Here is a 23,143-nt window from a genome sequence, read left to right on the forward strand (position 1 = left end):
TCAATTCCGGTTTTCTGAGTAATCTGCCTCAACAATCACCGCCTGGTAAGGGCTTAGCGCCAGGGTATTTCCGGTTTGCTTAAGTTCATCGTAATTGTTAATCCAAACCCTGCCCATTTTTGTTTGTGGAAGTTCAATCACAGACTCCTTTGTAGAGAAATTTAGCAGGACAAGCACCTTTTTATTTCCGAGAATACGCGCATAAGCATAAACAGCAGGATGTTCACGCAGGATAATTTCATAGGCACCGTAGATCAATACCGGCTCACCTTTTCGTAAAGCCGTGAGCTTACGGAAATGATTCAACACGGAGTTCGGATCTTCCTGCTGGTGTTTCACATTAAGCGTAACATGATTTGGGTTAACCGGTAGCCACGGTGTTGCAGAAGTGAAACCTGCATTTTTGGTATCATCCCACTGCATAGGGGTTCGGCCATTATCGCGCGAGCTGAATTTCAGGTCTAGCAAATAGTTCTCCAAATCACCTCCATCATTCTTTACTTTCTTATAACCGTTAATGGCTGCGATATCCTGATATTGATCAATCCGCTCAAATCCGATGTTGGTCATTCCAAGTTCATCGCCATAATAACAATACGGTGTGCCGCGCATGCTCAGGATAAAAGTGTTCAGCAATTTTGCCGAGCGTTCGCGAAACGCTGGGCTGTCATTTCCAAAACGGCTAACCAACCGGGCCTGGTCATGATTCGCCAAAAAGATGGAGAGCCAGCCGTCATGTGCAAAAGCACTGTCCCACTTGGTGAACACATTTTTAAAATGAACCAGGTCATATCCCTGTGGCTTGGCGATGTCCACACCTTCAAAAGCATAGGCCATATTTAATTCGTTGCGCTCTTTATCCACAAGGTCGTGTGCATCCTTAAAATTACGACCGGCACCTTCGGCTACGCTCATCACGTTGTACTTACTAAATACTTCACGGTTCATTTCCTTAAGGTAATTGTGAATACCCTCTTGCATAGCATAGTATTGAATAAAATCTTTTTCAAATCCCTCCGGAAATTTCGGGTAGGTGGTGTCTTTTGCTACAAACTGAAATGCATCCAGCCGAAAACCATCTACTCCTTTTTCGGCCCAGAAGCGCATAATGTCATAAACCTCCTGCCGCACTTTAGGATTCTCCCATTTCAGGTCGGGTTGTTTAGCCGCAAAGTAGTGGAGGTAATAGGCATGAGTAAGGGAGTCGTACTTCCATGCATCGCCACGCTCATCAAACAAGCTGTATCGATAGTTTGGCTTGCCTTTCTCGGCCGGCCACCAATGGTAATATTCGCGGTACGGGTTATCGCGTGAACTGCGCGACTGTTGAAACCAAGGGTGCTCATCGCTGCTGTGGTTTACCACAACATCCATTATAAGTTTTATGCCTCGTTTGTGCATTTCTGCTAACATCACATCAAAATCCTCCATTGTGCCAAATTCATTCATGATGCCGCGGTAGTCACTTACATCATAGCCATTATCGGCATTGGGTGAACTGTAGATGGGGTTAAGCCATACAGCCGTAACGCCCAGCGACTTTATGTAGTCAAGCTTTTCAATAATCCCCTTCAGGTCACCCACGCCATCACCATCGGTGTCCTTCAAACTGCGCGGATAAACCTGGTAAATAATTTCTTCCTTCCACCATGCTTCGGAGGGTTTTGCTAGCTCTGCGCCACGTTTTTTACAGGAAATTGCCGCGGGCACGATCAGCATTAAGAGCAAGGCATGAACTTTCATAAGTATGTAAAATTTAGGGAATTTAAAGGCTTATCGAGAGGGCTCAAAAATTGCCTGACTTATTCATGAGCAAAAAGCTTCTGGCAATTAAATGGCTACAAAAAATCCTTCATTACCTCCTCTACCGAGCGGCTCCCTGGAAAATATCCAACTACCTTCTGTAGTACACGGTCAACGAGGGTATCCGGGCATGATGCTCCACTGGTGAGGACAATTTTTACCTGCTTCTTTTGAGGAAGAAAATCTTTCGTTACCTGTAACTCCTTTTGGGAATAATGAAAGTGATGGATTTCGTTTGCCGATTTTATCTCTGTATCAGCCTTAATGAAATAGGTTGGGAATTTCCGTTCGCAGAGTTCAACAATGTGGGAGGTGTTTGAACTGTTATAACCTCCAACCACCAAAGCCAGGTCGGCATCGGTTTCCAGCAATTCAAATGTAGCGTTCTGATTATCGTTAGTGGCGTAGCACAACGTGTCGCGGGTGTCGGCAAAGTGTTTTTTTATGTTGTCCTCACCGTATTTCTCCAACATTAAAGTCCGGAAATAATCGGCAATGGCCTGGGTTTCGGAAGCCAGCATAGTGGTTTGGTTCACTACACCAACACGCTGCAAGTTTTGCACAGGATCAAAGCCAGTCGAAAACTTACCTGCGAACTCAGAAAAAAATTCGTTGAGTGGCTTTTTCCCGGTCATATATAGGCCGAGGCTTATTGCCTCGCTCATGTCGCGCACGACAACGGAAGCCCCGCTATTCGCACTGTGCGAAAAGGTTGCCCGGGTTTCTTCATGCTTTGGCTTTCCGTGAATAATTATGGTGTAATCATCCTTGCCAAGTTTATCCGCCCGGTTCCAAACCTTTTCAACAAACGGGCACGTAGTATTGTATTTATGGACCTCCACACCTTTCTCAAGAAGGAGGTGCTCGATTTCCAGGGTTGTGCCGAATGCCGGAATGATAACCACATCATCTGAATCAATTTCATCCCAGGGAATAAACTGCGTGCCATCGGTATCCATAATAAACTTTATGCCGCGGTTTTGCAGATCGTTGTTTACTTCCTGGTTGTGGATCATCTGGCTGAGCAGGTAAACCTTTTTGTTCGGATTTTCTTCAAGTGCCTTGTAACTGATTTCTATGGCATTTTCAACACCATAGCAAAAGCCGAAATGGCGGGCGATATAAAACCCAACAGGGCCAAAATCCAAAAAAGTAGGGGAAAAGTCTTGCTTACGTTGATCCTTTAACCTTCGTAGCTCCTTTATCTTTCCGGTAATGGCAGACCGGTAATAGGCGGGTATGTCAAACTTTTTGATGGCAGCTAATTTTTAAAACTAACCGTAAAGGTAACGCAATTGTTTTATTCCAGGCTGTTTGATAACCCCAGTCGATTATCAAACAGCCTGGATAAAAGTTGCCATCATGCTGCCCGTGAAAGCTTGTCTTCTTTGATTTGCTTTTTCCTCACTTCCCTTGACTCAAGGTCAAAGGTCATTACTTCTACCAGGTTATTTTTCAGGTACCGCAATACCTCCATCACTTTACCATCGCTTTTGCTGCGTACGCGTTCCCCTTTTCGAAACAGTTTTCTCATCGCTTAAAAATTAGTTCTACATCCTGAAGGCATAATTGAATTCACGCGGAAAATCTTCGTAAGTTCCCGTTAAAATGACCAATTCGCCTGATTTCTTTTTCTTCATTTCCTCATTGAATTCCTTTACCGATTTAACCGGTACATCATTTACTTTGGTAATAATAAATCCTTCGCGTATATCTGTGCTCTTTGCTAACTTACCATTGCCTAGCGTTTTAATGCGTACACCATTGTTAAGTTCAAGGCGCTTTAATGTTTTTGCATCAATATCTTCAACATCAATACCCAACGCTACAAAACCCGTACGCTCTTCGGGCTTAATAACACCAACATTGCCATCACGGTTTTTAAGCACAACGGGATAGGTGATTTCCTTTCCTTTGCGGTTAACCGTAATCATCACTTTGTCACCAGGGCGATGACGGCCAATGGTTTCAATTAAGGCAGCACTGGAGCGGATGGGTGTTTCGTTGATTTTTACTACAACGTCATGCTCCTTAATACCCGCCTCTTTTGCTGCACTTTTGTTCCCCTCGGCAAAACCGGAAACGAAAGCGCCTTCGTTCACTTCTAAATCGTATTGTTTAACCAGTTCGCTGTTCACACTGCCTACTTGAATACCCAGCCAGCCGCGTTGTACTACCCCAAACTTCATCAGGTCCTCAACAATTTTGCTAACAATGTTTGAGGGTACTGCAAATCCATAACCTGAGTAAGCACCCGTTGGGCTGGCAATGGCTGTGTTTATGCCTACCAAACCAGCATTCATATCCACCAACGCACCTCCGCTGTTTCCGGGGTTAATGGCGGCATCGGTTTGAATAAATGATTCAATTGCTGTATTCCCCTGCTCAGTGTTCCGATCGAGGATATTGATGTTTCTTCCCTTTGCGCTTATAATTCCTGCCGTTACGGTTGAGTTAAGGTTGAAGGGATTGCCTACAGCCAATACCCATTCGCCCACACGGGCGTTATCAGAATTGACGAAAGGAATAAAGGGAAGATTTGATTGATTGATTTTTATCAACGCCAGGTCTGTATCCGGATCGGTGCCTATTACTTCGGCTTTGAATGAACGATTGTCGTTCAGCGTAACGTCAACCACATCGGCTCCCTGCACTACGTGATTGTTGGTAACTATGTAACCATTGGCATTAATAATTACCCCTGAACCTGAACTCTGGCTTGGTCCAAAATTTCGAGGTGTTCCAAAGAAATCACGAAAGGGATCAAAAGACTGGTTCTGCTCCCGTGTACTTCGTGCTTGGGTAGATCGAATGTGCACGACAGCAGGCGTGACCTTTTCGGCAATGGCCGTAAAATCAGTGGGTACAGTAGTTGTACTGTTTGCCTTATCCAGGTAGGTTACTTTCGATATAGGCGGTTCGGTAACATATTGTATCGTCACCGGTTCATCTTTCTTCAGGTATTCATAGCAGCCAAGGGTTAAAACACTGCCCAAAATAGCTGCCGCAAAAAGTGATGTGAATTTTTTCATGGCTGTCAACTTAAATTATTAGTTTCCTTTAAGCAAAAATCCGGCAAATTGAGATGCAGGGTGCCTTCCGGGCTCCGAAGGGGAAATTTTGTCAGAAATTGATTGTCAAAATGTTCTACCGTGATCTTCAACACACACCATCTGCTAGGATACCTACATTACGAAAAAACTATGCTTTTTGTTCAGTTTCGGTCAATATAGAAGGGCTTTTGCAGCTATGCAAATTAACCGGAGCCGGCCATAGGTTTGGCTTGGGGTAACTGAACCAAAAAGGTGGTTCCTTTTCCCGGTTGGCTTTCGGCCTGGATGGTACCATTGTTCTTTTCAAGAAACTCTTTGCACAACCGCAGTCCCAAACCGGTCCCCTTCTCTCCTGCCGTACCGGTAGTACTTGTTTTCTTCTCTAAATCAAAAAGCTTGTCAAGTTGCGCCTTTAACATTCCAACACCGGAATCCGTTACTTGAATTTGAACCACCTCATTTTCTACTAAAGCGGAAATAACTATTGTACCATTCTCACCGGTAAATTTAATTGCGTTATTGATGAGGTTACGCATAACAAAGCCGATGTGATCGTAATCCGCCAGCACATAAATCCCCTCAACTATTGTATGCTTCATTGTTATCCTTTTTTGGACTGCAATGGGGTTAAAGATCATAAGGATTTCTTCAACAACTTGTTTCAGGTTAACCGTAACGGGTTTCACGGAATAGTCGTTCATCTGCGATCGTGCCCACATCATTAAATTTTCTGTCATCTTTAAACTGTTCCCGACAGATTCCTGTAGCTTTTGCCCCATTACTTTTATTTCCTCGGTTGTTAATGATTCGGCATGCCTGGATATCAGCGATGAAAAAGAAAGCAAAGAATTTAAGGGAGCCTTTAAGTCGTGCGCTACAATGGTAAAAAACTTGGTCTTTGTTTCATTTAGTGCTTTCAGTTCTTGGTTCGTTTTTCGTTTATCACGAACATAAACAATCAGCAGCACGGTGGTAACAAACAGTATGATCAAAGATATTGTGCTGTATAATACCTGGGCGTTACGCAAATCCAGTTTTTGCTGCTGTTCAATTTTCTCGGTTTTAAGTTTTTCAAAATTTACCTCACTCTCAAATGTGCTTTGCAATGCCTGCATCAAAGTCAATACCTCCTTGGGTCTTTCCCGTTCAACACTATCCATATAAACCAAATAATCATTTAAAAATTGATAGCCGAGCTTGTAGTTACCAAAGCGCGTATGAAAATCCGAAGCGATTCGATAAAGTTCACGTAAGTCTTTTGCATCCTGGCTTTCCTTCGCTAAAGGCATAGCCTTAAAAATAATCCGGGCTTCATCTGACGGCCTATTTTGAGTGCGGTAAAGCCTGGCTAAGCCAATCAACGATTTAACAGTTGCATCCTTTTGCGACAAGTCCTTTAGTTCATCCGAAATAGACAGCGCCTTTATGAAATGCTCCTCGGCCTTCGTGAGGTTATTTTTTGCCACCTCTATTTCTCCCCACAGCCGATGTGCCGCTGTTAGGGGCGTTTTGAGATTTAAAGAGTCAAGCTTCTGTAGGGATAATCGGGCAAAGCTTTCAGCCTTTTCAATATCACCAACATCCAGGTATACTTGCCCTAAATTATGCGCGGTTATAGCCTCGCGTTCGGCATGGTTTAGGGATCGAAAGATTTGATAAGCTTTTTGGTGATAGCCAATGGATGTCTCGTACGCTCCAAGTCTTCGATAGGTATTGGCCATGGTAACATAACAATTACCTTCACCCAGCAAATCATTATGCGCGTTGAACAAGGCCAAGGCTTTGTTTACGTAAATCAGGCTTGCAAAGTAATAGCCGCTTATTGAATAAATGCCAGCCATGTTTCGATAAGCCGAGCCAATGCCACGTTCGTAATGCAGGCTCGTTGCCATGCGCATGGCATCGGCCGTGTATTGCAACGATTTTTCCTTTGAAATAAAGATGAACTCCCTGCCCAGTTCAACAAGTGCGTCCACGGCCAGGGTGTCTGTCTGACCTTTGTCAACAATGCGTTGTAAACTATCTACATAGTGGGATTGCGCAAAACCTGTTAAACAGATGAGCAAACAAGCATAAGCACAGCATGTGCGCAACATAAATTTTTGGCACATTTGCAAAAAGGAATCAGTGGGTGATTCCAAGTTACTCAAGCAAAAGCCAAAATGAAAATATCAGGTCAGATAATTCTAAAGCCGGGTAAAGAGCAAGCTGCAAAACGATTTCACCCCTGGATCTTTTCGGGAGCTGTTCAATCTGCCTCCGATAATCTTGCCGATGGTGGTTGGGTTCGCGTTGCCGATCATAAAGACCGCACACTCGGTTTTGGGCATTGGCAAAAGGGAAGTATTACGGTTCGAATGCTTTCGTTTGGGGAATCCGCACCGGATGAAAATTTCTGGACAAAAAAAATCCATCAGGCTGTTGACTTGAGGAAGGCCGCGGGATTGCCATCAGCAACCACCAATGCTTTTCGCCTGGTGCATGGCGAGGCTGACGGCTTACCTGGATTGATTGTAGATTTTTACAATGGCATAGTGGTTATGCAGGCACACTCTGCTGGTATGCACAGTGACCGTTATAACATAAGCCAGGCACTTCATAATGCTTTACAAAAACAACTTACCGCAATCTATTATAAAAGCAAGTCCACGCTTCCTGAAAAATTCAAAGCCGAACAACCCGATGGCTATCTTTCAGGCATGGGCATAGTACCTCACATTGTCTATGAACATGGCGTGAAATTTTTTGTGGATTGGGAGAGCGGACAGAAAACCGGCTTTTTTTTAGATCAGCGGGAGAACAGAAAACTGGTTGCCGACTTTTCAACAGGAAAAAATGTTTTAAACACTTTTTGTTATACCGGTGGTTTTTCAGTTTATGCGCTTCAGGCCGGTGCTTCACTTGTGCATTCTGTTGATGCCTCAGAAAAGGCAATTGATATCACCCGGAAGAATATTGAACTGAACGGCTTTGACGCAGCAAAGCACGCATGCTTTGCCCTTGATACCTTTGAATTTTTAAAAGGAAAAGAAAACCAATACGACTTAATCGTACTTGATCCTCCTGCTTTTGCCAAGCACCGCGATGCGCGTCATCAGGCTGTAAAAGGGTATCAGCGACTAAACGTTGAAGCGATAAAAGCTGTTAAAAGCGGTGGCATCATTTTCACCTTCTCCTGCTCGCAGGTGGTTGATAAGCAATTGTTTTACGATACGGTAACATCAGCCGCTATACAGGCAGGGCGTGAAGTAAAAGTGCTGCACCGTTTGTCACAGCCTGCCGATCACCCTGTTTCCATGTACCATCCGGAAGGCGAGTACCTGAAAGGCCTGGTACTATATGTTGTTTAAAATCTATTTCAATCCATTGCAACCGCTTCGCTTGAATAGGTGTCTAAAGAATCATGAAGCCGTTATTCGTTTACGTTATAACAATTACTGCAATTGTCGGCACTGCTTTTCAATGTGGTACCGATCCTTCACCAACGAATTGTTCTGTTCCGGCCATTGTTCGCGACCTTTCCGGGTTGGACGGTTGCGGTTTTGTGTTCGAACTGAATGATGGAACAAGACTTATTCCTGTTTGGGAATGGGGTTGGTGTGGAACGCCCCCCGTACCTCAGGGGGCATCGCAAGACCCTCTTTATAATTTTGAATTTTGGGAAGGCCGGGCTGTATTACTGGAGTACGTTGAACGAAAAGATTTCGCCACTGTTTGCATGGCCGGCAAAACCGTAAAAATCACATGCCTTAAGGAAGGGCCGTATCCTATGCCTACAAACTAAGTTTACTTCATAAACATGTAATCCAACGTTACATTAAGCATGGCTTTTAAACCGGTAAGCAAGCCGCCCTCATCAATCATAAAATCGGGTGTGTGGTGTGCGGGCACTTTTGTCGGATCCTGACCGGCAGGCATAGCACCAACAAAGAAGAAAAAGCCCGGTACTTTCTTTTGATAAAAAGCAAAATCCTCAGCTCCGGTTACCGGGGAAATACGAATTACGTTTCCTTCACCCGCTGCCTTTTGTAAACTGGCCACCATCTTTTCAGTAAGGGCAGGGTCATTAAATGTAACCGGTGTCTTTTTATCAATTACCACTTCGGCCGTTGCACCGGCACTTTCCGCAATATTCGTGGCTGTAAGCCTGATCTTCTCATGGATCTTTTCCTGCATGCTTTCGTCCAATGTTCGAATGGTGCCGGCCATAAATGCTTCTTCCGGAATGATATTTTCCCGAATACCTGCCTGTATCCTGCCAATGGTTATTACAGCCGCTTCTTTTGTTAGCTCTGTTTGCCGGCTTACGATGGTTTGAATGCCCAAAATAATTTGTGCGCTTACCACGATCGGATCAACTGACATCCACGGATAAGCCCCGTGTGATTGCCTGCCTTTTACAGTTATCGAAAACCAATCGGATGCGGCCATAACACCGGCAGGTTTATACGTGATTCTTCCAAGCGGGGTAATAGACGAAATATGCATTCCAAAAATCACGTCCACTTTTGGATTGTCCAAAACCCCTTGCCTTACCATCAAGTCCGCTCCGCCTTCTTCTCCTGCTGGTGGTCCTTCCTCTGAGGGTTGGAAAATAAATTTGATGATGCCCCTTAACTCACTTTTATTCTTGGCAAGTACCGCTGCCGTGGCCATTAACACAGCTACATGGGTATCGTGGCCACAAGCATGCATTACACCTGTTTCTTGTCCGTTAAAAACAGTTCGTTCTTTTGAAGCAAACGCCAGGCTGTTTCGTTCCGTTACCGGCAATGCATCAATATCTGCACGCAAGGCTATTACCGGTCCTGGTTTTCCTGTCCTCAGCAGACCAACCACACCTGTATGGGCAACACCGGTTTGAACTTCTATGCCTAATGATTTTAAATGTTCGGCAATTTTAGCGGATGTTTTAAATTCCCTATTGCCCAACTCCGGGTATTGATGGATATGCCTCCTCCACTCGATCATTTGTGGCTCAATGGTCTTGGCCATTTGGTCCACTTTTGCCTGAAGCTTAGGGTTTATTTGTGCAAAACAGAATGCTGTGAAGAGAAGTAAAATTCCGCTAATGATGCTTTTCATTTCAAACTGCTTTTAATTTGAATCAAGGTAGAAAAAAGGTAACCTTCGCCAAAGGCTTAGTTATGCAGTGGATAAAAATATTTCCGGATGAAGCAACAGCACGTTTACGGATTATTGCTGACAAACCACAATTGGTGGTAATCGGGGAAAAGCGTATTTGCCTGACCCTTCACAACAATATCTTTTTTGCCGTTCAGGATCGGTGTACACACAATGGCGAATCATTAAGCAAAGGGCACGTGAATTACCTGGGTGAAGTGATCTGTCCGTGGCACAACTACAGGTTCTCTCTCCAAACCGGCCGTGAATCCTCATCGCGTTCGGCCGATTTGATCTCTTACCCCATCAGGATAAATGAAGATGGCTTTTTTATTGGTATCTTTTGACCGGTGAAAAATACAAACAACCAACTTGCGTTATCGTTAAGATGAAATTTCTTCTAATTCTTTTTCTTCTTATTCCGGAACTAACACAGGCCCAGTTGAACCATCAGGCTATATTGAATCAACTGAAGCCTGCCGGTTCACTACCGGATAAAATCCTTAGTACACGAAGTGCCGTGTTGTACAGTCCCAACCTCACAAAAAAAGAAATTGATGAACTGCATACCGGACTTTCACGAACAGGCATTGATGCCGTTGCTTATTTTGAAATTGATCGGGTTTTTGCCGGACGTGACATTGAACTCGCCTTTAGCGAGTATTTCACCACGCGTGAAATCGTTAATTTCCTAATCGTTGAAAAATCAAACCCGGGCTACAAGCTGGCCATTACCACTTTCAACGGCCGAGAAAACTTGATTCAGGCAGGCCAAAGTGCTTGGACAATTGAAGATGTTTATTTAAAAGATGCCCTTCGTGTGCTGTATAGCACGGCATTGAATGCTTACCGAAAACAGAATTTGTTGATCAGTGATGTTGCGGAAACGCGGTTAACTGTTAATGTTATTTCCGGCAGGCGAACGGAAGCCTTTGCCACCGATTTAAAAGTTGACCGGCTGGCCGTTCAAAAATTTGGTGATGAGCAATTGGATCGCGAACTGGAGGAAATAATGAAAGATTATCCCTTCAAATACACCCTTGTGGATAGCAACATTCCGGAAAGTGAGTTGCGTAAACAAGGGATGTTCTACATTTTATGCATGATTCATTCCCGGGGACCCGTAGCCAAACAGTTACTGGGTTTTGAAGTAAGTGAAGCAGAGACGGCACTCGTTTCGGTTACCTACCCGAATGGGCTTGAACAACTGAAAACCATCCCTGCTACTATGCCTGTTTTTAAATTCTATGCCCGGCAAATACAATTCAACAATGTCTTTTTGGGAACCCGTTGGGATGCAGACATTACCTGGCAGCAAGCCTTGAGAAATTTTATCGTAGGCTTTAAGCGGGAATTGAGAATAAATTAGCGTTAATTAGCTTTTGCAGGAGATACCGGAAAACCCTATTTCATCATTATCGTTGAATTGGTTAGGAAGTATTTCCCATTGGCATGATGCTTGCAACTGGTTTTTAACAAAAGCAGAAAGATATGAAGAAGTTGGTATTACTTGGCTTATTTGCCCTTACCCTTGGTCCCGTGCTTGCATACTCCTCAAGCATAGCCATTCAAACCTCAAAGCAATCTTCCATGCAGGTATATGTAAATGGAAAGCTTTACAATAAGCAGCCAGAAAATTTCGTGCGTGTTAAAGGTAATCCGGGTTCTTATAAAATTGAAGTGAAGGTGCTAAATCCTTACGACAAGGAATGGTATATGGTTCGCCAGGCCGTGCGTATTGAAAAGGGCTTTGAGTATTATTACAAAATCGAATTTTCCGAAGGGCAACGACCAAAGCTTAAGGCTATCAGAACCTATCCTGTTTACAGCCATTATTTTTTAAACCCGGCATTGTATAACCGCCACCCTACTTCTTAACCTCCTTTTTTCGCGAACGGGTTAGCCACACAATAGCTAAAACAATTAATAGTACAGTAAAGGGCCTTGGGAAATAAACGTGGGGAAAATAATGCCCGCTCCAACTAAAAACTCCGCCAAAAATCCAGTTGAACACTTCAGCAATCGCACCCAACATTGCTCCTAAAATACCACCCAGTATGCCGAAAAAGCCTGCGATAATTCCTATTACAGCGCCAAATAATCCAATAGCTAAACCGAACAATCCGCCTGCTAAACCGATCCATAGGGGAAAGGTTACCAAAAGAATAATGAGCACTAAAGCATTTGAAGCAGATTTTGACATGGCTTGACTTTTCTCAAAAAGGTTTCCAAAAATCTATCCAAAAATTGAAATCCCTCAATTTGCTTGAAATTTGAAATTGCGTATCAAAGCATCCGATAGATTTGTCCACTTTCGTACAGGCACGGTGTTCGTAATTGTACCCAGAAAGCAAATCAATTAGTAAATTTCAATCCGTATTAATACAGCAAGTTTGATTTGAAAAGCACCGCATTTAAATGGACATTTCTCTTTGCAATAGCCCACATTGCTGTCTTTGGTCAGCAGGTAATTGAAGGCAGGGTTATTGACAAGGAAACTCATCAGCCTGTTCCTTTTGCATCGATCGGTATCGTTGGCACCTCTAAAGGCACAAGCTCAAATCTAAATGGGCAGTTTACGTTATCGGTTGAATTTCCCTTTACCTTAAAAATAAGTTGTGTCGGCTACGAATCGCAAACCATTCAATCTACTGAAGATACTTTACTCATCAAGTTAAAACCTGCTTCGATAGAACTGAGTGAAATTGTTATCTTCCGGAAAACTATCAACCCGGGCAGAATTGTACAACGGGCTTTCGCCAACGTCATAAAAAATTACAGTACGCAACCTTTTTTGCAAAAATTTTTTTATCGTCATTACTGTAAAGATGATGATGAATATGGCCGGTTAATAGAAGCCTCTGTAGATGTTTGGAAACACCGGGGCTACAAATCTGCTCAACAAATAGCCGGTGAAAAAGAAGAAATCCGGGTTACCCAACTTCGCAGGAGCCTGGATAATACAGTGGCCGCTCAAGGCCATGAACCCATTGCAATAGGCAATGTTTTGCAAGCCGATATCGTAGGTTATCAAATCGTTGAAAAGGGGAAACAACTTTCATTTTATAATACGGTAAGCAACCTCAGGGCAGACTTTGATCGCTATAACTTTTCCTACGATGCTACCACGGTTTACGATGGACAAGAAGTATACCTTATCGCCTATGCCAGTAAAAAGGATTCTATACCTACTACCTCAGGCTACATTGATTCACCAAAAATTACGGGGCTGTTATACATAACAACCGATCGCTACGCCATTGTAAAAACCGAAGAAACAAAATCTGATGGACCCAATGTTATCCGCACCTCAGCCTATTACCGAAAGACAGACGATAAATACTTCCCTTATCATTTTATCCGTGAAGGTGAGAGCCGGGCTTCAGATAACAGTGTGCATCAATATCATATTGAGTTAATGTCAACGGAAATACGGTTTGGCATTGAAGAAAAGTTTGTTGGCAAAGAACCAGGCAAAGAGGAGTTGTTGAGAATACCCTACGATTCAGGTTATTGGAAAACCAACACCGTTCTAAAAACAACGCCATTGGAAGATAAAATTATTCGTGACCTGGGTGGTGGTCAATCATTAAATAAACAATTTTACCGTTATCAACAATACGAGTGGAGCACAACAGACGGAGGGCAAAACGGAGAAGAAAAATTTAAATGGCTAAAAGATCACAGCGCAGGCAGTAAAATTCTACTTCTTGTCTTCTGGGGCAATCCGTGTGATTTGTCGTGTGTTGTAGAACTTGAACATGCCAAGCGCCTGCAAAGACAGTTCAGAAAAAACCTTGCTGTGGTAATGATTGCTCTAGAAAACGATGAGGCCAAATGGAAACAACTCGTTTCTAAATACAATTTGTTTGCAGATGGAATCATAAACTACCGGGTTGATTCCCATTCAGAGGTTAAGCGATTGTATACTATTAAAGAAACCCCAGCTTACATTTTACTCAACAGTAGTGGTGATGTTCATAGTGAAACCTTGCGCCCTGGCAATGCCCTTTTAGAAAATGAGATCAGGGTTTTGATCGACCAGAGATAACATTAATTAATCTGATAATCCGTAAAGATACCTAAAACGAATATGCTCCAGGGCCGCATGGCCCCGTATACTCATCCAACGCTGTGCCCAATCCGCACTTGCCTCGCCAGTCCGAAGATTGGCCAAGGCGTTTTCTGAGTATACTGAAAATAAATTCACGTTCAAATAGTTAGTGAATTATAGTGGTATGATTACGGACTATCAGCTTAATTAAAAAACAAAAACCCGGAATTATTCCCGGGTTTTAGTGTTGTTAGTTGAAAGTTATTAGGACGCTCCTATCAACTATAAACTAAGAACTAACAACTAAAAAGGATATGCCCCTTTCTCAATCACATAATTTGCCACTTTTCTTCTGGCTTCCTTCAGGTTATAGGGTTCAATTTTGGTAAAGCGTTTCAGGCCCATCAGCATCAGGCGCTGCTCATCACCCTCGGCAAAGGATGTAATTGCTTCGCGACCGGCAGCGGCAGCTTTGTTCACCGCATGGTGTAAGTAGATGATCGCCATTTCCTGCTGCATTTCACAAGCCTTTTCGCCTCGCTGGCCAATCAATTTTTCCACGCGTAGCAACGTTGATTCAGCCACATACCCTTCAATAAGCATATCGGCAAGGTTCATTAAAATTTCCTGCTCATCCGAAAGTTTCATCATAAACTTTTGCACAGCCGCACCGGCTACCATCAGTCCGGCCTTTTTCAGGTTGGTCAGTACTTTCTTTTCTTTCACAAACACCCCTTCCTCTTCGCTGGCTCCGAAATCCGGAATCGACATCAACTCCTTCTGAACGGCCATGGCCGGGTTCATCAAATCGAGCGAGCCTTTCATGGCCCGCTTCAAAATCATATCGATAGTAAGTAGGCGGTTGATTTCGTTGGTGCCTTCAAATATCCGGTTAATGCGTGCATCTCGGTACGCGCGATCCATCGGACCTTCGGCCGAAAAGCCCATGCCTCCATAAATCTGTACGCCTTCATCAACGGTAAAGTCAAGTACTTCGGAACCATGAACTTTCAGAATGGCGCATTCAATGGCAAATTCTTCCAGCGCTTTTAATCTGGCTTTACCCGGCTCCATGCCCCCGGCTACATAGGCATTGTACGCATCATCAATGTTCTGCGAGGCCCGGTAGTGGGCTGATTCAGAAGCAAACACTTTGGTGCACATCTCAGCAATTTTATGCTTGATTGCGCCAAAGTTGGCTATGGATGTTCCGAACTGTTTGCGCTCTTTGGCATAATTTACAGCCGTTGAAATAGTCTTCTTACTTCCTCCAACCGCGGCAACGCCAAGTTTAATACGGCCGATGTTGAGGATGTTCACGGCAATCTTGAAACCGTTTTCGCGTTCGCTCAGCATATTTTCTACAGGCACCTTGCAATCGTTGAAGAAAATCTGGCGCGTAGAAGAACCCTTAATCCCCATCTTCTTTTCCTCTTCGTTCATAGTTATGCCCCCAAAAGCTTTTTCCACAATAAAGGCACTCAGGTTTTTGTCGTTATCAATCTTGGCAAACACCACGTACACATCGGCAAAGCCTCCGTTGGTAATCCACATTTTTTGTCCGTTGATGATGTAGTGCTTACCGTCCGCGCTGAGCGTGGCTTTTGTTTTACCGGAGTTGGCATCCGAGCCCGAGTCGGGTTCGGTTAAACAGTACGCTGCTTTCCATTCACCCGATGCGAGTTTGGGAATATATTTTTTCTTCTGCTCTTCATTTCCATAATACAAAATCGGTAATGTGCCGATGCCGGTGTGTGCCGAAATACCCACGGCAAAAGAGTGGCCCGCACCCAGCACTTCCGCCACCAGCATAGCCGTATTGAAATCCATACCGAAGCCACCATATTCCTGCGGAACAGATGTTCCCAATAATCCAAGCTCACCGGCCTTATCCAGTAATGAAGGCATTAACTCAGGATGTTTCATGGAATCAATCTCATCCAGACGTGGATGAATTTCCTTTTTCAAAAAATCCTCGCACTGCTGCTTGATCATCAGTTGCTCTTCATTGAATTCTTCAGGAATGAAGATTTCATTTGCCTGTGTTTCGCGAATCAAAAATTCGCCTCCTTTAATTGCGCTGTTAGTCTTTACTGCTGCTTCCATATTGTATAAGTTGTTCGTTCTTAGTTGTTAGTTGTTAGTTATTAGTTTTCGAGATTGTGGTCACCTAAATGTTCGTGCACCTGACTAAATTTCTCGGTGCTTTTGCTTTGATAATAATTGATAAATCTGTTCAGTAATCTCTTACAAGATTTTACGTCTGCTATTGTTTGATCCAATTCTTCCTTAGAAATATATTTCAGATCTGCTGCAATCAGTATCCTGTGTTTCAACTTCATACAAGCTGCCTCTGGAGATAAAAAATAGTTGAATTGAGTCTTTAAAATGATTCCTTCCACAGCCTTCAGCAATATTAGATGGAATGGAGACTGCTACGCGCCTTAGTTGATTGACTAATCCAAATTGTTCTTCCTTCGGAAAACTCCTGGTTAGTTCATAGATGCGCTGAACCAAACTTTTCGCTTGTTTCCAAACTTCTAAATCCTGGTATGTCTCAACTTTTCCCATCTAACAACTAAAAACTATCAACCAACAACTAATTGAGTAATTCATAAATCCCCGCCACGCCCTGTCCACCGCCAACACAGGCTGTTACCATCCCATATTTCTTGTTTTGTCTGCGGAGTTCATTAAATAATTGTACGGATAAGCGCGCGCCTGATGATCCTAATGGATGCCCGACTGCAATGGCGCCACCGTTAACATTTAATTTCTTACGATCAATGTTCAGTTCTTTCACTACTGCCAAAGCTTGTGCTGCAAAGGCTTCGTTGAGTTCAATCAGATCGATATCGTCCAGTTTCATACCGGCCAGTTTCAATGCTTTCGGAATTGCCGCCACCGGACCTATACCCATAATACGCGGATCTACTCCTGCCGCGGCATAGCTCACCATGCGTGCAATCGGCTTTACGCTTAACTGTTTTATCATCCGCTCACTCATTACCAAAACAAACGCTGCTCCATCGGATGTTTGCGAAGAGTTGCCGGCCGTAACCGTTCCGCCCATAGCGAATACCGGTTTTAATTTTGATAATCCTTCTACGGTCGTGTCGGCACGAATACCCTCATCGGTAGCTACTACAAACTCGCGGGTTTTCTTCTTCATGTTCTCGTCCACATACACTTCCTTAACGGTGATGGGCACGACTTCATCTTTAAACTTTCCATCTTTCCAGGCGGCTGCAGCTTTTATGTGCGATTCATACGAAAACTGATCCTGCTCTTCACGCGAAATTTTGAATTGCTTCGAAACCTCCTCGGCTGTGAGGCCCATGCTTGTGTAGTATGTCGGATTCTCAGTAGCAATTTTATAATTGAGCGCTGTCTTGATGCCCATTACCGGAACCAGTGACATCGATTCTGTTCCTCCGGCAATAATTACATCCGCCATGCCGGCCTGTATGCGTTGACTAGCGATGGCAATGGTCTCAACACCACTTCCGCAGTAGCGATTCACAATCATACCAGGCGTATCAATACCAAGCGCAAGCAGGGAAATCATCCTTCCCATTTGCATGCCCTGTTCTGCTTCGGGCACAGCGTTTCCCACAATCAGATCATCGATCATGTTGTTTTCCAATCCGGGTACGGATTTAACAAGATGCTTGATCACATCTGCCGCCAAATCATCGGGCCTTACAAATCGAAAGCCGCCTTTTTTGGCTTTGCCTACTCCGGTTCTGAAACCTGCTACGATGTATGCGTCCATATTTTTCTTTTTTAGTAGTAAGACTTAAGTATTAAGTAGCAAGACCAAGCAGCAAATTTCTTAAGTCTTGCTACTTGTGTCTCTCGTCTAATGTCTAGTTTCTTAAAGGTTTTCCGCCCGTCAAAATACTCTGAATTCTCTCCAACGTCTTCCGCTCTCCGCAAAGTGAAACAAATGCTTCGCGTTCCAGATCCAATAAATATTGTTCACTTACTTCCTGCGCAGCCGTTAAATCACCACCGCACATAATGTTCGCAATCTTCATGGCGATTTTCATATCGTGATCGGATATGTAGCCGCCCATTTTCATGCCGTTAACACCGGCAGCGAACAGTGCCATACCTGCCCTTCCCAACACTTTAATATTGCGAGCCTGAACAGGCATGGTATAGCCGGCTTCGGCTAATTCCAGTACAGCTGATTTTGCATCCAGTATTTGCCTGTCTTTATTGATGGTAATGCGGTCTTGTGTTCGTAATACACCCATTTCACGGGCCTCCTCGGCTGACAATGCTACTTTTGCCGTAGCGATGTTCATGAATGCAGCTTGTAACGCGTTCATTTCGGCATCACCTTCCAGGAAACGGTCGCTTACGCGCTTGGTAAATTCTTTCGTTCCGCCTCCACCGGGGATCAAACCAACCCCCACTTCTACCAATCCGATGTACGTTTCCGCGGCAGCTACCGCGATATCGGCATGCATGGTCATTTCGCAACCTCCGCCCAGGGTTCGGCCTTGTGGGGCAACCACTACAGGAACTGAAGAATAGCGCAGGCGCATCACCGAATTCTGGAAAGCCCGCACCATAAAGTCAATTTCGTCATAATCCTGCTCAATGGCGTACATGAAAACCAGCCCTAAATTGGCCCCAAGCGAGAAATCAGGCCCCTGATGACCTACCACCAGGCCACGGTAGTCCTTTTCGGCCATGTCAACGGCCTTATTCATGCCTTCAATTACGGCACTGCCTAAGGTGTAGCTCTTGCTGCTCCAGGAGAAGTTGATTACACCATCGCCTAAATCAGTGACTTTACTCTCCGCATTTTTCCAAACGACTTTGTCACTCAGATTTTCAAGAATGATAAACGCTTCCTTTCCTGGAATTACTTTGTATGACTTTGAAGGGATGTCGTAATACTTGCGCTGACCTCCTTCAACTTTATAAAATGATTTGTTGCCGCTTGTCAGCATGTCGTACACCCATTGTGCGGGTTTGTAGTTCATGCCTTCCATGGCTTGCACGGTTTTCTCTACACCAAGTGCATCCCATGTATCGAACGGTCCGAGCTCCCAACCAAAACCTGCACATACTGCATCATCAATTCTGAAAAGTTCATCACTGATTTCAGGAATTCGGTTTGATGCATATTGAAACAATCCATAAAAACAATCGCGGTAAAATTCTCCGGCTTTGTCTTTACCCGCCAGCAACACTTTGAAACGATCGCGCAAGTTGTCGATCGTCTTCGTGGTTTCAAGTGTTGCAAATTTTGCCTTTGCTTTCGGTTTGTACTCAAGTGTTTTTAAATCGAGTGTAAGAATTTCAGTCTTGCCTTTTGCGTCTTTTGCTTTCTTATAAAAACCCTGACCGGCTTTATCACCGAGCCATTTATTCTGATCAAGTTTGTTCACCACATCGGGCAACTTGAAAATTTCACGGCCTTCATCGTTGGGCAAACCTGCATATAAATTGTTCGCCACTTTCACGAGTGTATCCAATCCTACCACATCAGAAGTTCTGAACGTTGCCGACTTCGGGCGACCGATTACCGGGCCGGTTAGCTTGTCAATTTCGTCCACATTCAGGTCGTATTTCTGCATGGAGTCTATAACCTTTAAAAGACCCCATACACCAACCCGGTTTCCGATGAAAGCAGGGGTGTCTTTGCACAGTACAGAAGTTTTACCCAAGTACAGATCTCCATAATGGAGTAAGAAATCGGTTACTTCCTGATCGGTGTGCGGAGTAGGGATAACTTCGAATAATTTCAGGTAACGGGGCGGATTGAAGAAGTGTGTACCCGCAAAATGGCGCTTAAAATCATCACTTCTGCCTTCGGCCATCAGGTGTATTGGGATACCCGAAGTATTGGAAGTAATAAGTGTTCCCGGGGTTCTGTATTTCTCTACTTGTTCATATACTTTTTTCTTGATGTCAAGATTCTCAACCACAACTTCAATTGTCCAGTCGTAGTTTTTAATCTTGGCCAGATCATCGTCAAAGTTGCCCAGTGAAACGCGTGAAATAAATTTCTTACTGTAAATCGGACCGGGTGAAGACTTGATACACTTATCAAATGATGACTGAACAATTCTGTTCTTCACCAGCTTGTTATCTAAGCTAAGTCCTTTTGCTTTTTCTTCTTCGGTAAGTTCTTTCGGTGCGATATCAAGCAGCAACACTTCACATCCAATGTTAGCGAAGTGACATGCGATGGAAGAACCCATAACACCTGAACCAAGAACGGCAACTTTGCGGATAGATCGTTTCATATTTTATTTTTAGTTGTTCGTTGTTCGTTATTGGTTGTTCGCTTTTGATATTACTTCGAACAACCAACAACGATCAACTATACGTTTGTTCGTAAATATTATTTCGTTCGATGATCTTGTTAATGTTTTGAATCACATCGAAAAACATATTCAGTTTTTCTTGTGGCACCTCTTCGCGTACAGCTTCATTAAAACGAAGAACCGTATCACGCGAACGGGCACGGGCATTCTTACCTTCCTCAGTCAAAAAAATCCGTACTGAACGCTTATCGTTATCATCCACTTTACGATAAATCGCTCCTCTTTCTTCCATCGACTTCAATAATCGCGTCAGGCTCCTGGGCTCCAAACCCATGAGCGGTGCAATTTTCGTTGCAGGCGTTCCTTCCTCATCAATATTCAGCAACACAAAACCTTCAGCCATAGTAGCATTGTGCCTTGCCGCCTGCTGGTTATACATGCGGGCTATGGCCAGCCAGGCTGAGCGAATGTGATAGTCTACTGTTTCTTCTTTCGTCATAACATCCCCGAAAGGGATACGAATATATAAAAGTTTGTTATGCACGCATACTAAACAGCAAAAAATATTATGCATGCAGCGTATTATTGCCAAAATAATGCTGCAAAAAGACTTTTAAGCGAAATAATATGGGGATACAACTAAAGCGGTTCAGCAAATACGGGGCAACTGTTCCCCCGGCAGCATGCTCACAATGCGCCTGCCGCCAATGCGACTATGCTGAATAACCTGCTTAGGGTGCTCATGGGTAACAGTTCCTATAATAGAAGTGGGTGGGTGAAAGCTTTTAAGAATGCTCAGCGCTTCATTCGCTTTGTGTTCAGCGACTACGGCAATAAAAATTCCTTCATTAGCAACATACAGCGGATCAAGGCCCAACAACTCGCAGGCGCCCTCTACCTGTTCGCTTACCGGAATATCCTTTTGAATAATTTCTACTCCATATCCTGATTGGGCGGCCAGTTCATTCAACACTGTCGCCACACCACCGCGTGTAGGGTCGCGAAGAAATTTCACATCTTCACCTAGTACATCTAATAGTTTTATTACTTGTCGGTGAAGGGATTGGGTGTCGCTGGTTATGGTGGTTTCAAACTCCAAACCTTGGCGCACGGATAATATGGCTACACCATGTTGTGCTACCGGTCCGCTCACTAAAATTTTATCACCTGGCTTTACCCGATTGGCGTGAATGTTTGCTTTAGGATGAAGGCGGCCCAGACCGGTAGTGTTGATAAACACTTTATCGCCCTTTCCTTTATCAACCACTTTGGTATCGCCTGTTACAATGGAAACGCCAGCTTCTTCGCTTGCCTTTTTAATGCCGAGCAATACTTCCCAGAATTCCTCCATGCGCAAACCTTCCTCCAAAATAAAACTTAAGGAAAGATATTCCGGTATGGCTCCGCACATTGCAAGGTCGTTGATGGAACCATTCACGGCTAACTCGCCAATATTTCCTCCCGGAAAAAAAATCGGTGTCACCACATAGCTATCTGTGGTAAATGCAACCGGTCCGCTAAAATTCAGTATTGCACCATCGTGTTGCTCGTTGAGCAAATCGTTTTTTAAAACATTGAAAACTCCAGTGTCGAGCAGACGGTGCGTCAACACACCACCGCTTCCATGGCCCAATGTGATCACATCAAAATCAAGTTTGGGGAGCGGACAATTTAACTGGATGGAAAGTTTTTGCTGACTCACGATGGTAATGCTTCAGCTTGTGAAAAATGGTAGTAGGCAGCACACGCGCCTTCAGACGAAACCATCGGAGAGCCTAAGGGCTTTTCGGGCGTGCAGTCTTTACCAAAATGCGGACAATCAAATGGTTTCTTTTTGCCTTTCATGATTTCACCGGCAATACATGTAGTGTTATCTTCTGAAATTTCTTCAACCAAATTAAACTTTCTTCGTGCATCATAATGTCTGTATGCTTCATTTACTTCCCAACCACTCTTCGGAATAGTTCCAATACCGCGCCATTCCCGATCAGAAACAGCAAAAACTTCATCAATAGCTTGACGGGCATGTGTGTTTCCTTCACGTTGCACGTATCGAATATACTGATTCTCAACTTTAGCTTCACCGTTTTCCAATTGCTTTACGGCCATGTAAATGCCTTGCAATAAATCGATGGGTTCAAATCCTGTTACTACAATAGGCACTTTATACTTTTCAGCAATCGGATCATACTCATTATATCCCATGATGGTGCATACATGACCGGCTGCCAGAAAAGCGTTCACGGTTGTTTCCGGATCAGAGAGAATAGCTTCCATGGCTGGCGGAACCAGAACATGAGAAGTTAATATGCTGTAGTTTTTTACATTTTGTTTCGCTGCCTGCACGACAGAAAGCGCGTTGGCGGGCGCTGTAGTTTCAAAGCCTACCGCAAAAAATACCACTTCCTTGTCGGGATTTTCCCGGGCGATTTTTACCGCTTCTAAGGGTGAGTAAACCATCCGTACATCGGCACCATTGGCCTTGGCTTCGAGCAAACTAATCTTTGTGCCCGGCACACGAAGCATGTCGCCAAACGAGCACATAATCACATTCAGCTTTTGTGAGAGTTCAATGGCTTCATCAATAATGTGGATGGGCGTTACACATACCGGGCAGCCCGGTCCGTGTACCATGGTGATCTGCTCCGGCAACATTTTTAAAATACCATTCTTTACCAGGCTGTGTGTCTGGCCACCGCATACTTCCATCAATGTCCAGGGTTTGGTAACAATAGACTTAATATCATGCAGGAGTTCCTGGGACAGTGCTGCGTCTCGGTATTCTGATAAGTATTTCATGTTGCTTTTAATGTCAGGTT

20 protein-coding genes are annotated in these 23,143 nt (G+C 44.0%); 6 read left to right on the forward strand and 14 right to left on the reverse strand.

Annotated elements, in window-relative coordinates; all coding sequences use genetic code 11:
• The 5 genes from KIT51_00655 to KIT51_00675 all read right to left on the reverse strand — a co-directional run bounded on the left by KIT51_00655 (window position 1) and on the right by KIT51_00675 (window position 6,952).
• Complete coding sequence (locus KIT51_00655) at window positions 1–1,719, reverse strand: alpha-glucosidase (protein UYN88450.1); 1,719 nt, start codon at window positions 1,717–1,719, stop codon at window positions 1–3.
• 119 nt (window positions 1,720–1,838) lie between these two features.
• Complete coding sequence (locus tag KIT51_00660) at window positions 1,839–3,059, reverse strand: 4-hydroxy-3-methylbut-2-enyl diphosphate reductase (protein UYN88451.1); 1,221 nt, start codon at window positions 3,057–3,059, stop codon at window positions 1,839–1,841.
• Window positions 3,060–3,163: 104 nt separating this feature from the next.
• Window positions 3,164–3,337, reverse strand: coding sequence for a hypothetical protein (locus KIT51_00665; GenBank protein UYN86829.1), 174 nt, complete (start codon window positions 3,335–3,337; stop codon window positions 3,164–3,166).
• Between the two features lie 16 nt (window positions 3,338–3,353).
• A complete protein-coding gene (locus tag KIT51_00670; GenBank protein ID UYN86830.1) occupies window positions 3,354–4,835 on the reverse strand; it encodes a Do family serine endopeptidase in 1,482 nt (493 codons plus the stop codon).
• Between the two features lie 224 nt (window positions 4,836–5,059).
• Window positions 5,060–6,952: a tetratricopeptide repeat-containing sensor histidine kinase gene (locus KIT51_00675; GenBank protein UYN86831.1), complete on the reverse strand. Its 1,893-nt coding sequence runs from the start codon at window positions 6,950–6,952 to the stop codon at window positions 5,060–5,062.
• Window positions 6,953–7,018: 66 nt separating this feature from the next.
• Between KIT51_00675 and KIT51_00680 the strand changes: the two genes are divergently transcribed.
• Complete coding sequence (locus KIT51_00680; GenBank protein UYN86832.1) at window positions 7,019–8,206, forward strand: class I SAM-dependent rRNA methyltransferase; 1,188 nt, start codon at window positions 7,019–7,021, stop codon at window positions 8,204–8,206.
• A gap of 53 nt (window positions 8,207–8,259) precedes the next feature.
• Complete coding sequence (locus KIT51_00685; GenBank protein ID UYN86833.1) at window positions 8,260–8,640, forward strand: hypothetical protein; 381 nt, start codon at window positions 8,260–8,262, stop codon at window positions 8,638–8,640.
• 2 nt (window positions 8,641–8,642) lie between these two features.
• On the opposite strand, the gene KIT51_00690 is transcribed toward KIT51_00685, so the two are convergent.
• Entirely contained in the window at window positions 8,643–9,941 is a 1,299-nt protein-coding gene (locus KIT51_00690) for an amidohydrolase (GenBank protein UYN86834.1), read from the reverse strand.
• A gap of 17 nt (window positions 9,942–9,958) precedes the next feature.
• Here KIT51_00690 and KIT51_00695 point away from each other — a divergent pair, with 17 nt between their 5' ends.
• The 3 genes from KIT51_00695 (at window position 9,959) to KIT51_00705 (ending at window position 11,858) form a co-directional block, all read left to right on the forward strand.
• A complete protein-coding gene (locus KIT51_00695) occupies window positions 9,959–10,327 on the forward strand; it encodes a Rieske 2Fe-2S domain-containing protein (protein ID UYN86835.1) in 369 nt (122 codons plus the stop codon).
• A gap of 41 nt (window positions 10,328–10,368) precedes the next feature.
• The gene (locus KIT51_00700; protein ID UYN86836.1) at window positions 10,369–11,349 is read left to right on the forward strand and encodes a hypothetical protein; all 981 of its coding nucleotides are present in this window, start codon (window positions 10,369–10,371) and stop codon (window positions 11,347–11,349) included.
• A gap of 122 nt (window positions 11,350–11,471) precedes the next feature.
• On the forward strand, window positions 11,472–11,858 hold the full coding sequence (locus KIT51_00705; GenBank protein ID UYN86837.1) for a hypothetical protein: 387 nt from the start codon (window positions 11,472–11,474) through the stop codon (window positions 11,856–11,858).
• Here the strand turns inward: KIT51_00705 and KIT51_00710 are convergent.
• Entirely contained in the window at window positions 11,848–12,183 is a 336-nt protein-coding gene (locus KIT51_00710) for a hypothetical protein (protein UYN86838.1), read from the reverse strand. The genes KIT51_00705 and KIT51_00710 overlap by 11 nt on opposite strands.
• 195 nt (window positions 12,184–12,378) lie before the next feature.
• Between KIT51_00710 and KIT51_00715 the strand changes: the two genes are divergently transcribed.
• Window positions 12,379–14,031, forward strand: a complete 1,653-nt coding sequence (locus KIT51_00715) for a carboxypeptidase-like regulatory domain-containing protein (GenBank protein UYN86839.1) — start codon at window positions 12,379–12,381, stop codon at window positions 14,029–14,031.
• A gap of 306 nt (window positions 14,032–14,337) precedes the next feature.
• Here the strand turns inward: KIT51_00715 and KIT51_00720 are convergent, their stop codons facing one another.
• From KIT51_00720 to hypD, 7 genes are all read right to left on the reverse strand, one after another.
• On the reverse strand, window positions 14,338–16,140 hold the full coding sequence (locus KIT51_00720; GenBank protein UYN86840.1) for an acyl-CoA dehydrogenase family protein: 1,803 nt from the start codon (window positions 16,138–16,140) through the stop codon (window positions 14,338–14,340).
• 183 nt (window positions 16,141–16,323) lie between these two features.
• The gene (locus KIT51_00725; protein ID UYN86841.1) at window positions 16,324–16,605 is read right to left on the reverse strand and encodes a four helix bundle protein; all 282 of its coding nucleotides are present in this window, start codon (window positions 16,603–16,605) and stop codon (window positions 16,324–16,326) included.
• Window positions 16,606–16,633: 28 nt separating this feature from the next.
• The gene (locus tag KIT51_00730) at window positions 16,634–17,809 is read right to left on the reverse strand and encodes an acetyl-CoA C-acyltransferase (protein UYN86842.1); all 1,176 of its coding nucleotides are present in this window, start codon (window positions 17,807–17,809) and stop codon (window positions 16,634–16,636) included.
• 94 nt (window positions 17,810–17,903) lie between these two features.
• Window positions 17,904–20,303, reverse strand: coding sequence for a 3-hydroxyacyl-CoA dehydrogenase/enoyl-CoA hydratase family protein (locus tag KIT51_00735; protein UYN86843.1), 2,400 nt, complete (start codon window positions 20,301–20,303; stop codon window positions 17,904–17,906).
• Window positions 20,304–20,376: 73 nt separating this feature from the next.
• On the reverse strand, window positions 20,377–20,823 hold the full coding sequence (locus KIT51_00740; protein UYN86844.1) for a MarR family transcriptional regulator: 447 nt from the start codon (window positions 20,821–20,823) through the stop codon (window positions 20,377–20,379).
• A gap of 150 nt (window positions 20,824–20,973) precedes the next feature.
• The gene (hypE, locus tag KIT51_00745; protein ID UYN88452.1) at window positions 20,974–22,005 is read right to left on the reverse strand and encodes a hydrogenase expression/formation protein HypE; all 1,032 of its coding nucleotides are present in this window, start codon (window positions 22,003–22,005) and stop codon (window positions 20,974–20,976) included.
• Window positions 22,006–22,022: 17 nt separating this feature from the next.
• On the reverse strand, window positions 22,023–23,123 hold the full coding sequence (gene hypD, locus KIT51_00750; protein ID UYN86845.1) for a hydrogenase formation protein HypD: 1,101 nt from the start codon (window positions 23,121–23,123) through the stop codon (window positions 22,023–22,025).
• Window positions 23,124–23,143: the final 20 nt, after the last annotated feature.

Source organism: Cyclobacteriaceae bacterium, assembly GCA_025808415.1.
Lineage (GTDB): Bacteria > Bacteroidota > Bacteroidia > Cytophagales > Cyclobacteriaceae > UBA2336.